This window comes from Streptomyces sp. NPDC002845 (genome assembly GCF_053591955.1).
In genome coordinates this window covers 54,497-67,524 of sequence record NZ_JBSFUU010000029.1, presented here as the reverse complement: position 1 = coordinate 67,524, position 13,028 = coordinate 54,497, and the positions used below count along the sequence as shown (strand labels likewise).

The 13,028-nt window shown below is 72.4% G+C and carries 13 protein-coding genes and 1 pseudogene; 8 read left to right on the top strand and 6 right to left on the bottom strand.

Annotation, left to right across the window (positions count from 1 at the left end):
- From paaC to ACWD3C_RS22170, 4 genes are all read left to right on the top strand, one after another.
- On the top strand, positions 1-720 hold the full coding sequence (paaC, locus tag ACWD3C_RS22185; protein WP_451146517.1) for a 1,2-phenylacetyl-CoA epoxidase subunit PaaC: 720 nt from the start codon (positions 1-3) through the stop codon (positions 718-720).
- Entirely contained in the window at positions 714-1,241 is a 528-nt protein-coding gene (paaD, locus tag ACWD3C_RS22180; protein WP_451146417.1) for a 1,2-phenylacetyl-CoA epoxidase subunit PaaD, read from the top strand. The genes paaC and paaD overlap by 7 nt, the downstream gene beginning before the upstream one ends.
- Positions 1,241-2,314, top strand: a complete 1,074-nt coding sequence (locus ACWD3C_RS22175) for a 2Fe-2S iron-sulfur cluster-binding protein (RefSeq protein ID WP_451146415.1) — start codon at positions 1,241-1,243, stop codon at positions 2,312-2,314. Before paaD ends, ACWD3C_RS22175 begins: the two co-directional genes overlap by 1 nt.
- 247 nt (positions 2,315-2,561) lie before the next feature.
- Positions 2,562-3,716, top strand: a complete 1,155-nt coding sequence (locus ACWD3C_RS22170; RefSeq protein WP_451146413.1) for an acyl-CoA dehydrogenase family protein — start codon at positions 2,562-2,564, stop codon at positions 3,714-3,716.
- A gap of 278 nt (positions 3,717-3,994) precedes the next feature.
- On the opposite strand, the gene ACWD3C_RS22165 is transcribed toward ACWD3C_RS22170, so the two are convergent.
- The 3 genes from ACWD3C_RS22165 to ACWD3C_RS22155 form a co-directional block, all read right to left on the bottom strand.
- Positions 3,995-4,324, bottom strand: coding sequence for a rhodanese-like domain-containing protein (locus tag ACWD3C_RS22165; RefSeq protein ID WP_451146515.1), 330 nt, complete (start codon positions 4,322-4,324; stop codon positions 3,995-3,997).
- A 69-nt stretch (positions 4,325-4,393) separates the two neighbouring features.
- The gene (locus ACWD3C_RS22160; RefSeq protein ID WP_451146411.1) at positions 4,394-5,320 is read right to left on the bottom strand and encodes a hypothetical protein; all 927 of its coding nucleotides are present in this window, start codon (positions 5,318-5,320) and stop codon (positions 4,394-4,396) included.
- 161 nt (positions 5,321-5,481) lie between these two features.
- Positions 5,482-6,993, bottom strand: a complete 1,512-nt coding sequence (locus ACWD3C_RS22155; RefSeq protein WP_451146409.1) for a DUF2252 domain-containing protein — start codon at positions 6,991-6,993, stop codon at positions 5,482-5,484.
- A 318-nt stretch (positions 6,994-7,311) separates the two neighbouring features.
- Between ACWD3C_RS22155 and ACWD3C_RS22150 the strand changes: the two are divergent.
- Together ACWD3C_RS22150 and ACWD3C_RS22145 are read left to right on the top strand one after the other, a co-directional pair.
- Positions 7,312-7,404, top strand: a pseudogene (locus ACWD3C_RS22150) (alpha/beta hydrolase fold domain-containing protein); the annotation flags it as partial.
- A gap of 17 nt (positions 7,405-7,421) precedes the next feature.
- Positions 7,422-7,592, top strand: a complete 171-nt coding sequence (locus ACWD3C_RS22145) for a hypothetical protein (protein WP_451146407.1) — start codon at positions 7,422-7,424, stop codon at positions 7,590-7,592.
- Positions 7,593-7,653: 61 nt separating this feature from the next.
- Here the strand turns inward: ACWD3C_RS22145 and ACWD3C_RS22140 are convergent, their stop codons facing one another.
- A complete protein-coding gene (locus tag ACWD3C_RS22140; RefSeq protein WP_451146405.1) occupies positions 7,654-8,277 on the bottom strand; it encodes a TetR family transcriptional regulator in 624 nt (207 codons plus the stop codon).
- Between the two features lie 443 nt (positions 8,278-8,720).
- A complete protein-coding gene (locus ACWD3C_RS22135) occupies positions 8,721-9,077 on the bottom strand; it encodes a hypothetical protein (protein WP_451146403.1) in 357 nt (118 codons plus the stop codon).
- A 722-nt stretch (positions 9,078-9,799) separates the two neighbouring features.
- On the opposite strand from ACWD3C_RS22135, the gene ACWD3C_RS22130 reads away from it, so the two are divergent.
- Positions 9,800-10,435: a TetR/AcrR family transcriptional regulator gene (locus ACWD3C_RS22130; protein ID WP_451146401.1), complete on the top strand. Its 636-nt coding sequence runs from the start codon at positions 9,800-9,802 to the stop codon at positions 10,433-10,435.
- A 489-nt stretch (positions 10,436-10,924) separates the two neighbouring features.
- Entirely contained in the window at positions 10,925-11,767 is an 843-nt protein-coding gene (locus ACWD3C_RS22125; RefSeq protein ID WP_451146399.1) for an AMP-binding protein, read from the top strand.
- A 377-nt stretch (positions 11,768-12,144) separates the two neighbouring features.
- Here the strand turns inward: ACWD3C_RS22125 and ACWD3C_RS22120 are convergent, their stop codons facing one another.
- Positions 12,145-12,969 carry an SDR family oxidoreductase gene (locus ACWD3C_RS22120; protein ID WP_451146397.1) on the bottom strand — a complete coding sequence of 275 codons (825 nt, stop codon included), beginning with the start codon at positions 12,967-12,969 and terminating at the stop codon, positions 12,145-12,147.
- Between the last annotated feature and the right edge of the window lie 59 nt (positions 12,970-13,028).

The following is a 13,028-nucleotide window of genomic DNA, read 5'->3' as shown; positions in this document are numbered from 1 at the left end:
GTGACGGTCACCGCCGGCCCCACCGCCGCCCTCGCCCTCGGCGACGACGCCCTGGTGCTCTCGCACCGCCTGGGGGAGTGGGCGGGCCACGCGCCCGTCCTCGAAGAGGAAGTCGCCCTGGCCAACATCGCGCTGGACCTGCTGGGCCAGGCCCGGGTGCTGCTGTCCATGGCCGGCGACGAGGACGAGCTGGCGTACCTCCGCGAGGAGCGCGCCTTCCGCAACCTCCAGCTCGTCGAGCAGCCGAACGGCGACTTCGCCCACACGATCGCCCGCCAGCTGTACTTCTCCACCTACCAGCGGCTGCTGTACGCCCGGCTGGCCGCCGGAGAGAGCGAGTTCGCCGGACTGGCCGCCAAGGCGGTCAAAGAGGTCGCCTACCACCAGGACCACGCCGAGCAGTGGACACTCCGGCTCGGCGACGGCACCGCCGAGAGCCATGAGCGGATACGGCGGGCGTGCGAGGCGCTGTGGCGGTTCACCGGGGAGATGTTCCAGCCCGTACCCGGCCTGGACGTCGACGGGGAGCGGCTGGAGGCCGACTGGCTGGAGTCCGTGGGTGACGTCCTGCGCCGGGCCACGCTGGAACTCCCCCAGGGCCCGCGCACCGGGGCGTGGAGCGCGGGCGCCGGGCGGCAGGGGCTGCACACCGAGCCCTTCGGGCGCATGCTCGCCGAGATGCAGCATCTGCACCGGAGTCATCCGGGGGCGTCATGGTGAGCGTCACTTCTCTCGAAGAGGAACTGCGCAGGCTGGCCGGGTCCGTGCCCGATCCCGAGCTGCCCGTGCTCAGCTTGGCGGAGCTCGGCGTGCTGCGCGCCGTCCATGTCCGCTCCGCCGACTCGGTCGAGGTCGAACTGACCCCCACGTACACCGGCTGCCCCGCCATCGAGGCGATGTCCTCGGACATAGAACGGGCGCTGCACGAGCACGGCATACGGGAGGTCACCGTCCGTACGGTGCTCACGCCCGCCTGGTCGACGGACGACATCACGGCCGAAGGGCGGCGCAAGCTGCGGGAGTTCGGGATAGCGCCCCCGCGCGTGCACGGGGACCTGGGGCCCGTGCCCCTGGAGTTGGGCCCCACGCGCACGTCGGCCGAGGAAGCGGAACCCGTCCGCTGCCCGCACTGCGGCTCCGCCGACACCGAGCTGCTCAGCCGCTTCTCGTCCACCGCGTGCAAGGCGCTGCGCCGCTGCCTGGCCTGCCGTGAACCGTTCGACCACTTCAAGGAGTTGTGATGGCCCGCTTCCACACGCTCCCGGTGGTCGCGGTCGACCGGCTGACCGACGACTCCGTGGCCCTCACCTTCGCGGTCCCCGAGGAACTGCGCGAGGAGTACCGGCACGCACCCGGGCAGCACCTGGCACTGCGCCGCCTGGCCGACGGAACGGAGATACGCCGTACGTACTCGATCTGTTCCCCGGCACCGGCGGCGGACGACGAGGGCCCGCGGACGCTGCGGGTCGGGGTGCGGCTGGTCGAGGGCGGTGCCTTCTCGACGTACGCGCTGAAGGAGATCTCGGTCGGCGACGAGGTGGAGGTGATGACGCCGGCGGGACGGTTCACGCTGGAGCCCGCCCCCGGGCTGTACGCGGCGGTGGTGGGCGGCAGCGGGATCACCCCGGTGCTGTCGATCGTGACGACTCTGCTGGCACACGAGCCCCATGCCCGGTTCTGTCTGATACGGGGCGACCGGACGGCGGCCTCGACGATGTTCCTGGAGGAGGTCGCCGATCTCAAGGACCGTTTCCCCGACCGGTTCCAGCTGGTGACGGCGCTCTCGCGGGAGGAACAGCAGGCGGGGCTGCCGTCCGGGCGGCTCGACCAGGAGCGGCTGACCGGGCTGCTGCCAGCACTGCTGCCGGTGGAGCGGGTGGCCGGGTGGTTCCTGTGCGGGCCGTTCGGGCTGGTGCAGGAGGCGGAGCGGGCGCTGCGCGGGCTGGGCGTGCCCAGGACCCGTATCCACGAGGAGATATTCCACGTGGCCGCGGGAGACACGGCTGCCGCTCCTGTCACGGCCTCCCCGGCTCCCGCGCACAGCACGGTGACCGCACGGCTCGACGGCCGGGGCGGGACCTGGCCGGTACGGGACGGCGAATCCCTCCTGGAGACGGTGCTCCGCAACCGCCCCGACGCGCCCTACGCCTGCAAGGGCGGGGTGTGCGGGACCTGCCGGGCCTTCCTGGTCTCGGGCGAGGTGCGGATGGACCGGAACTTCGCGCTGGAGACGGAGGAGACGGAGGCGGGGTATGTGCTGGCGTGCCAGTCGCATCCGGCCACGGAGACGGTGGAGCTGGACTTCGACCGGTGAGGCACGGGTGCGCGGTGGGTGAGGCACAGGTGCGCGGTGGGTAAGGCACCGGCGTACGGCCGGGTGAGGCATCGATGCACAGGGGCGAGTCATCGGCCCACGGCCGGTGAGGCATCGGCCCACGGCCGGTGAGCAGCGGTGTCTGTCGCTGGGCGCCGGCCGGCGCCGCCGCACCGTTCCCTTCTTGTAGAACCTGTTCTATCTTGACGCTCCGTCAGATCAACGGACCGCCGGGGAGGACAGGACCGTGGACTTCACCTTCAGCGAGGAACAGCGGGCGTCGGTCGAGGCGGCGAGGGCGGTGTTCTCCGGGGTGGCGCCCGACGGGGTGCCGAGCCCCGCGCTCACCGTGGGCGCCGTGGCGGACGACTTCGACCGTGCGCTGTGGGCACGGCTCGCCGACGCGGACCTGCTGAGCCTGCTGCTCGACCCGGAGTACGGCGGTTCGGGGCTGGACGCCATCGCGCTCTGTCTGGTGCTGCGCGAGTCGGCGAAGGTGCTGGCCAGGGTGCCGTTGCTGGAGAACAGTGCGGCCGTGGTGGCCGTACAGGCGTACGGAACCGAGGAGTTGAAGGGGGAACTGCTCGCGCGGGCGGGCCGGGGCGAGGTCGTGCTGACGGTCGCCGCCCACGGCCGGACCGGGCACGACCCCGCCGAACTCGCCGTGACCGCACGGCAGGAGGGCGACAGTTCCTGGGTGCTGGACGGGGTGCAGACCGCGGTGCCCTGGGCGCACAACGCCGACTTCGTCCTCGTGCCCGCGCACTCCTCGGCCACGGGCCGTGCCGTGCTCGCGCTCGTGCCCCGGGTCCACGAGGGGGTCGTCCTCGCCGAGCAGATCGCCACGACCGGGGAACGGCTGGGCGAACTGTGCCTGGAGTCGGCACGGGTCGCCGGCCGGTACGTCATCGAGGCGGAGGAGTCCTGGGAGCGGCTGAGGTTGCTGCTGACCACGGGGACGTGTGCGCTGGCACTCGGGCTGGGCGAGGGGGTCCTCGCGATGACCAGCGAGTACACCGGCAAGCGGGAGCAGTTCGGGTTCCCGGTCGCCACCTTCCAGGCGGTCGCCGTACAGGCCGCCGACCGGTACATCGACCTCCGCGCGATGGAGGCGACACTGTGGCAGGCGGCGTGGCGGATCGGTTCGGGGCGGTTCGGTTCGGGGACGGGGGGTGCGCTGCCCGCGGCCGGGGACGTCGCCGTCGCCAAGGTCTGGGCGTCCGAGGGCGTACGACGAGTCGTGCAGACCGCGCAGCATCTGCACGGCGGCTTCGGCGCCGACGTCGACTACCCGCTCCACCGCTACCACGCCTGGGCCAAACAACTGGAACTGTCCCTCGGCCCGGCGGCGGCACACGAGGAGGCGCTGGGGGACCTGCTGGCCGCGCATCCCCTGGGCTGACCGCGGCGGTCAGAGGGGACGGCCAGAGGGCCGGAGGTCAGGGGTGGAGGTCAGGGGCCGGAGGTCAGGGGTGGAGGGCTGGGGTGGAGGGCTGGGGTGGAGATCAGGGATACGGCAGCCCTCGCCCGTCCCCACCCGCCCCTAAGCGGGTCTGGCGAAATCCGGTGCGGTACCGCGCCCCAAAGGGGCGCGGGGCTGTATCGATATGCGGCTCCGCCGCGTGGGCGCGACCAGCCCCACCGGCCCGCAGGTTCATCACCGCACTTCCAGCGGAGCGCTTAGAGCACGAAACCCTGCTGACCCTTGTCGTCCACCACCGGGCGGCCCACGGCTTCCCAGACCTGCATGCCGCCGTCGACGTTCACGGCGTCGATGCCCTGCTGGAGGAGGTACATGGCGACCTGGGCCGAGCGTCCGCCGCTGCGGCAGATCACGTGGACCCTGCCGTCCTGCGGTGCGGCCTCAGTCAACTCGCCGTAGCGGGCCACGAACTCGCTCATGGGGATGTGCAGCGCCCCCTCGGCGTGACCCGCCTGCCACTCGTCGTCCTCGCGGACGTCCAGCAGGAAGTCGCCGTCCTTGAGGCCCGCGACCTCGACCGTGGGCACACCAGCTCCGAAACTCATGCCCCCGACGCTACCCGACGCCGCCTGAGCCGGCTCCGGCTCCGGCTCCGGCTACCGCAGCATGGCCGCCAGTTCCGCCTCGCGTGCGGCGACCTCGGACAGGAGCTGTTCGGCGACCTCGTCGAGGAGCCGGTCGGGGTCGTCCGGGGCGAGGCGGAGCATCGCGCCGATGGCGCCCTCCTCCAGTTCCCGGGCGATCCGCGTGAGGAGTTCCTTGCGCTGGGCGAGCCATTCGAGGCGGGCGTAGAGCTCTTCGCCGCGGCTCGGCTTCCACTCCTCGGGCACGGGGCCCGCGTCCCACTCCGCGGAGAGCTCCTGGAGCAGTGCCTCGTCGCCCCGGGCGTAGGCGGCGTTGACCCGGGCGATGAACTCGTCGCGCCGCTTGCGCTCGGTCTCGTCCTGCGCCAGGTCGGGGTGGGACTTGCGGACGAGTTCGCGGTAGAGCTTGCGGGCCTCGTCGCTGGGGCGGACCCGCTCCGGGGGCCGTACGGACTGATCGGTGAGCATCGCCGCGGCCTCCGGGAACAGCCCCTCCGAGTCCATCCAGCCGTGGAACAGCTCCTCGACACCCGGCATGGGCATGACCCGGGCACGGGCCTCCTCGGCCGCGCGTATGTCCTCCGGGTTCCCGGTGCGCGCGGCCCGCGCCTCGGCGATCTGCGCGTCCAGTTCGTCGAGCCGTGCGTACATCGGGCCGAGCTTCTGGTGGTGCAGCCGCGAGAAGTTCTCCACCTCGACCCGGAAGGTCTCGACGGCGATCTCGTACTCGATCAACGCCTGCTCGGCCGCCCGCACGGCCCGCTCCAGCCGCTCCTCGGGCCGAGCCTCACCTTCCGAGGACGCCCCGGCCGACTCGGCCGACTCCGCCGAAGCCGCCCCAGCACCGGCCGCGGCCGCCTCTTCCTGCTCAGCAGCCTGCTCCCGCACCTCCTCACCCGAAGGCACGTCCTGGTTCCGCTCAGCGTCCGGCGTCGTCACCCGACCAGCGTAGGCCACGGCCCGAGCCGCCACCCGCCCCCGGGGAGCCTCACCACCGGCCCGCCGCGACGGCTCCCCCTCCACACGACCCCTCCACAGCAGAGCCCTCGCACAGAGAGCAGCCCCTTTCCACGCAGAGAGCACCGCTGCCCCAAGCTCCCCTAAACCCCCGGCTCCGCCGCGATCCTCCCCTCCCGTACCGCCGCCACCAGCACGGAGTGATCCGCCTCCGTCCGGTCCGCGTAGGCCACGGCGAACGTGGCCATCGCCTCGTCGAGTTCCTCGTTCTTGCCGCAGTACCCGGCGATCAGGCGGGGGTCGGCGGTGTGGGTGTGGGCGCGGGCGAGGAGGGCGCCGGTCATGCGGGCGTAGTCGTCGAGCTGGTCGGCGGCGAGGGCGGCGGGGTCGACGCTGCCCTTGCGGTTGCGGAACTGGCGGACCTGGAAGGGACGCCCGTCGACCGAGGTCCAGCCGAGCAGGATGTCGCTGACGACCTGCATCCGCTTCTGCCCGAGGACGACCCGGCGGCCCTCGTGCGCCACGTCCGGTATCTCGAACCCTGCCGTCTCCAGATGCGGGAGCAGCACCGAGGAGCGGGCCTCCTTGACCTGGAGGACGAGCGGTTCGCCCCGGTGGTCGAGCAGCAGCACCACGTACGAGCGCGTGCCCACGCTGCCCGTGCCGACCACGCGGAACGCCACGTCGTGCACCGTGTGGCGGGCCAGGAGCGGGAGGCGGTCCTCGGACAGGGTCGTGAGGTACTCCTCCAGGGCCGTCGCCACCACGGCCGCCTCCGCGTCGGGGACCTGCCGGAGCACGGGCGGGGCGTCCACGAAGCGGCGACCGCCGTTCTCGGTCGTCTCCGTCGACTTCGCCGCGAACCGTCCGCTCGTGTTCGCCCGTGCCTTCTCCGAGACCCGCTCCAGCGTGCCGAGCAGGTCGTGCGCGTCTGTGTGGGAGACCAGCTCCTCGTCCGCGATGGCGTTCCACGCGTCCAGCACCGGGAGCTTGGCGAGCAGCCGCATCGTGCGGCGGTACGCCCCCGCCGCGTCGTGGGCCGCCTCACGGCACGTCTCCTCGTCGGCACCTGCCTCGCGCCCGGCCAGTACGAGCGAGGTGGCGAGCCGCTTGAGGTCCCACTCCCAGGGGCCGTGCACGGTTTCGTCGAAGTCGTTCAGGTCGATGACCAGGCCGCCGCGCGCGTCCGCGTACAGGCCGAAGTTCGCCGCGTGCGCGTCGCCGCAGATCTGGGCGCCGATCCCCGTCATGGGCGTGCGCGCGAGGTCGTACGCCATCAGACCGGCCGCGCCGCGCAGGAACGTGAACGGACTGGCCGCCATCCTGCCGACCCGTATCGGGGTGAGCTCGGGCAGTCGGCCGCGGTTGGACTCCTCGACCGCGGCCACCGCGTCCGGGCGGTCGGCGGTGAGCGTCAGCTCCGCGTGCGCACCGCGCCCCACCCGCGCCCGCAGCGCCTTCCCCTCGTCCTTCGGTGACCCCGCCCCCTCCGCGGGCCACCGGGCGAACCCGCGCACCCACGGCACCCGCGCCGCGGCCTCCGACGGCCGACCGGCTCCGGGCACAGCAACCTGAGCCGCACCCGCGCCCCCGGTTTCCCGAACCGCCCCAGCCACCGCCGCCGTCCCAGCCACCGTCGCACCGACCTCGGTCACACGGACCGCCTCCCCCACGCACGAACATCAATTGCGGACGACGGTACAGCCGGTCAACGGGCCGCGTCAGACCCTGTGGACAACTCCCCGCCTGTGGAAAACACACGGCACCCACCGCCGAACGGCCGCCCAAGCGGAGCGCCCCGCCGCACAGGTCACCCCGGGGCACGCGCGCGGAGACGCCCTTGATGCGAGCCTTCACCGACACCCCGGTGTGGAACCGCCCCATCGCCGAGATCTGCTGGAGCCACTACCTGGGCGGCGAGGGGCGGCGAGGGCCGCCGCGGCGGCCCCGACGTCCCCGCGTATGCGGCCCCGGCCCGCGCCGCGGACCTCTCCGGGCTGCCGCCGGCGTTCGTCCACGTCTGCGAGCTCGATCCCCTGCGGGACGGAGGAATGATCTACGCGCAGCGGTTGGTACAGAGCAGTTGGTACAGGCGGGGGCCACCACCGAGTTCCACCTCTACCCGGGGACGTTCCACGGCACCGTGGGGCTCACGGACACGGCCATCAGCCAGAAGATGCTCGGAGACGTGATGGACGGGCTGCGGCGAGGCCTGCGCGTACGCGTACGCGTGCGCGTGCGCTTGGTGCGGTAGCAGCCACTTTCCGCCGTGGCACAGCGAGCGTGGAAGCGCGCCGACGGGGCGGCGGGCCGGGTTACTCCGCCAACGCGCCCATCGCCCGGTCGAGCAGCACGGCCAGCGGGACAGTGCCCTCGCAGGCCACCCACCTCGTGGCGGCCACGTCCAGGCAGGCGAGCGCGGCGGCGGCCACTGCACTCGGCCTGGTGTCCTCGGGCCGGTCAGGGTTGGCCCCCAGCCGCCGGGCGACCTCCGGCACCAGCAGCTCCTGCCAGCTCAGTTGCTTCTCGTAGTGCCGGGCGCGCAGTGACGGGGTCTCCTGGAGCATGCGCAGATAGCTGAGTGCCTGCTCGGGCGCCTGCTCGTTCATTCGCGTGATGACGTCGAACGCCCGGCGCAGTGCCTCCCAGGGCAGCTCTTCGTCGGGGCGGGCGGCGAGCGCCTCCGCGATCTGACGGCCGGAATCCTCCAGGCCTCCCAGGACGATGTCTTCCTTGGTGCCGAAATATCGGAACAGGCTGGCGCGCGACAGGCCCACCTCGGTGGCGATCTGGTCGACGGTCGTCCGGTCGAAACCCTGCTCGGTGAAGAGGCGGTGCGCCACCTCGACCACTTCCGCCCGCACTGTCGCACGCATGCGCTCACGCAAGCCGGGCGGTTTGCGCGCGGACTGTTCGGAGGTACGGGCGGTTTCGCTCATACAGGAAGGGTACAGCAAGGACTCAATTTGATACTGAGTATCAGATTGTAGAACACGGCCTCACATCCGTTCCCCGCCACCCACTGAAGCATCGCCCCTGTCGGCGCGAGGGAAGCCCAGCCGCTGTGGCCCGGCTGCACCGTTCCTGAGGACTGAGCAGGAGCGAGCCCATTCAGCCGCACGCCCCGAAGGGTGTTGGGAGCTCCCCCACTGCCTTAAGGGCATGGGAGGTGCCCCCGGGTCCCGGGTCCCCGGCGTACTCAACCCCGGGGCGGCGACACGCATCCTGTGCGTGGTCCGGTCCCGGGAGGCCCCTGCGGCCGGAGGCCGCTGCTGGACGCTGTCCTGCGCGACCTGGCCAAGCGGATACGGCCAGAGGCGACGGGGAGGCCCGAACCATCTCTCTGGTGGAGCGGGGGCCCCGCACGCCGGCGCCGTACCGGCTAGACCGACCTCATGCGCGCTCCAGCGCGGGAGAAGACAGCGGGCACGGCGGTGCGCAGCGGCACGGTGAACCACCGCGGTCGCCGCCGGGTCGGCCAGAGTACGGCGGCGAGCCCGGCGGCGTTGGTCACGGTAGGTCCGGCCGCCGTCGGCAGGATCGGCAGATCGGCCGAGAGACCACCGCATGGCCGGCCACGGGCTCTGGCCGTGCGGCCGAGGCGCACGTCCGTGCTCCCCGCCGACACCGTCCCGCACACCGCCCACGGCGTGCGGTACGCGAGCCGGGGGTTCGCCGACGCCTGCCGCCAGGCGGGCGCGATCCAGAGCATGAGCGCCATCGGCAGCTCGGCGAACAACGCGCTCGCCGAGTCCTTCCAAGCCGCATCTCCCGCGTCAAAAGTCCCGGGCCAAGCCCCCTACCGCGCCCCCGGTGCAGCGACGAAGCGGCCCTCGCCCGCCGGACCGATGCCGTCCTCGTCACCGCCAACTACCGCCTGGGAGCGCGGCTTCCTGCACCTCGCCGCCCTCGGCAGCCAGTGGGCCCAACCTCGCCCTACAGGACCAGATGGCCGCCCTGCGCCGGGTGCGCGACAGCGTCGCCTCCTTCGGCGTCCGACCCCGGCAACATCACCGTGGCCGGACAGCCCGCCGGGGCGTTCTCCATCGGTGCGCCGCTCGACGAGGGCCACCACGCCGTCGACCGGATGTGCCCTGGGGCAGTCCATCTCGTGGAGCCGGCCGGCAGCCGAGGGCGCGCACGATCCGGCGGCCGCCTCCGGCCGGGCAGTCGTCGTCGGCGCCGGCCGACAGGGGAACCGTACGGACCGTGGAGGGTTCAGGCCGCACAGCTTCAGCGCCTCGCACCACTCTTCACCCACCACGACGATCTCCTCCACGACGATCTCCTCCACCAGGCCGAGCTCGGATTGATGGGGAGTCCGGCACGGCCGTGACTGCGCCGAGTTGTCCTCCGTGACCACAGACGAGGAGGGAATTCGGGACGGCACGCCCTTAACAGTCAGCTCTGACTGTGAGATGGCTCTTCGCAGTCAGAGCTGACTGTGAAGGAGTGGAGGCCATGAGCAGGCGGGACGAACAGCGCGCCGCCACACGGGCCCGGATCGTGGACGCCGCCGTGGACTCGCTGATCGAGGTGGGTGTCGCGGCGACGACGACCCTGGAGGTGCAGCGGCGGGCCGGTGTCAGCCGGGGTGCGCTGCTGCATCACTTTCCGACCCGTGAGGACCTGTTCGGGGCGGCGATCGGTCTGCTCGTCGCGCGGAACGAGCGGGTGGTGCGCGAGGAACTGGCGGCGGCATCGCCGGACGGTGACCCGCTGGCACGCTCATTGCGCGTGCTCCGGTCCGTCATGTGCGGGCCCTCGTTCGGTGCGGAGATGGAGCTGTGGGCGGTGGCGCGCACCAACCCACGGCTGCGGGACGGGCTGCGCCGTGCCGAAGGGGCGGCCCGTCGGGACCTGTACCGGGTGGTCGACGAGGTGATGGGCCCCGAGCTCACCGCCTCGACCGCGTACCCGGCGGTTGCCGAGCTGACCGTGCAGTTGCTGCGTGGCATGGCGATCTCCGATGTGCTCTACCGGGAGGACACGGACCGCGACGTGCTGCTGGAGCGGTGGGGCCGGATCGTGCGGCCGCTGCTCAACGGATCCTCGGGCTCCGCCGCTGCCGACGGTCCGGAGGGAGCGGACGGATGAAAGGAGGCGGGCCGACGGGGACGGCTCACGGGTTACGAGGTGGAGCCGCCCTGCGGCCGGGGCATCGACCGCTCCGGACGAGCTGAGCGCTCGTCATCTCCTCCGATTCCGCCATCTCCTCCTGTACTCCCCGGCTCCCCGGACGCCCGCGGCCATACCGCCGATGAGCACCGGCAGCGACTCTGTGGGCTTGCCGGCAAGCACGACGTCTGCGATGTGCCGGCGCAGCGCACACATGCGGACCACTCGCCGGCAAACGTTCCGACGGGAAGGCGGCCGCCATGGGCAGTCCGACAGAAGCGTTCGTCTACGACGCGCTGCGCACCCCGCGCGGGCGCGGCAAGGCCGACGGCTCACTGCGCCGGCAACTCGTCGGCGATCGCCGACGGCGCCGCGCTGACGGTCGTCGGCACCGAGCGGGCCGGCCGCGACCTCGGCCTCACCCCCACGCGCCCGGAGCGATGGCCGGGCTGGGCAGGCCCCGGCCGCGTGCGCGGCGCCGGCTTGTACGACTACGACGCGTCGGGCGCGCGGACCGGCCTGTGGCCAGGACTCGCCACGGTGTTTCCCGCACACGGCGACCCCGCCGGGGTCGACCTGCGCGAACTCACCGAGCGGCTGCTGTTCGTCGAGGCCGTCGCGGCGGCACGCTGCGTCGCCGAAGGCGTACTGACCAGCACGGCGGACGCCAACATCGGCTCCCTGCTGGGTCTTCCCCGACTGCGCGAGCGGGCCTCCTTCACCGGCTGGCTCGCCGAGGTCCGCGGCACCGCCCCCGAACCGCTCCCGCGGGTCGACCCCGGTACCGCGGCACAGATCCAGTACACCTCCGGGACGACCGGCACCCCCAAGGGCGCCGTCCTGCACCACCGCGGCCTCGTCACCAACGCCACCTTCGTCGCCGCCCGCGCCGGATTCCCCCGGGACGGAGTCTGGGGCAGCGCGCTGCCGCTGTTCCACACCGCCGGCTGCGACCTGACCGTGCTCGGCACCGGCCCCGACGACAGCGCCCACGACAAGCCGCACACCACCGGCCGGCCCCTGTGGCAGGTCGAGGTCAAAATCGTCGGCCGGGTACGGCAGGCCGCCGTGCCCGGCCTCTCCGACCCGCCCTGGGGCGAGCAGGTCGCCGCCGTGATCAACGCCAACGACCCCGCCGACCCGCCCACCGCCGCCGAACTCCACGACCACCTGCGTGCCGCCCTGGCCCCGCACAAGACACCGCGCCACTGGTACCTGGCCGACGCCATCCCGGCCAACGCCATGGGAAAGATGCAGAAGTTCCTCCTGCGACGGCAGATCAGTGACGGCAACCTGAAGCCGCTCCCGTGAGCAACCGGCCACCGGGCCGCGGCGCGGCCCGGTTCTCCGAGCCGGTGTCGCGGCGCGGGTGTTCGTCGGCGTCGGACGGGCCGTGCGGGGTGTCTACGGGGACGGTTCTCGTCCTTGAGGGGAGGGCCTCTGCTCGGGCTCATCCGGCGCCGGGTTCAGGAGCGCGTCGAGATCTGCCGGGCGCAGAACGTCGCACCTGTTCCTCGCCCGACCATCGGTTGAGAGCTGCGAAGCCAACGGACAGGTCTGTCCACTTCAACGCCTCGGTCGGCGAGCGCGCCGTCGCCCGCTGCGGAACTGCGCACACCCGCCGACCGCTGCCGTGGCTGCGGCAGCGGCGACGTGCGCCGGCCCCGACCGGGGCTGCCGGCGTACGGTCAGGCGACGGCACCCTGGGCCTGCGTGGAGACGTCGGCCCATTCCTCCCAGGTCTTCAGTCGCTCGGCGTAGACCTGCGGGACGAGGTGGAGCGGGGCGGTGCCGAAGAAGACCCGCAGGGGCGGGTTGCCGGCGTCCACGATCTTCAGCAGGGCCGCGCCGGTGGCGGTCGGGTCACCGGGCTCGATGTTGCCCCACTGGGCGGCAACGGCCGCGCGCAGGTCGTCGTAGGCGGGCAGCTGCGCGGCGAAGGTGGCGGAGGAGCCGGCCCAGTCGGTTTCGAAGCCGCCGGGCTCGACCAGGGTGACCTTGATGCCGAAGTCGGCGACCTCCCGGGCGAGGGCCTCGGTCAGGCCCTCCAGAGCCCACTTGGACGCGTTGTAACCGCCCAGGTTCGGGAAGGAGACGACGCCGCCGACGGTGGAGATCTGCACGATGTGGCCGCCGCCCTGGGCCCGCAGGAGGGGCAGGGCGGCCTGGGTGACCCACAGGGCACCGAAGAAGTTGGTCTCCATCTGGTCGCGGACCTGCTGCTCCGTCAGCTCCTCGACCGCGCCGAACAGGCCGTAGCCGGCGTTGTTGACGACGACGTCGAGGCGGCCGAAGTGGTCGTGCGCCTGCTTGACGGCCTCGGTGGCGGCGGCCTTGTCGGTGACGTCCAGGATCAGGGGAAGGATCGCCTCGCCGTGGGCGGCCACCAGGTCCGCGAGGGAGTCGGTGTTGCGGGCGGTGGCCGCGACCTTGTCGCCGCGCTCCAGGGCCGCCTGGACGAACTGGCGGCCGAAGCCGCGCGAGGAGCCGGTGATGAACCAGATCTTGCTCACGAGAACACTCCCGTTCGAGGTGAAGTCTTATGAGGAGACTCTACATCGATCTGATACTA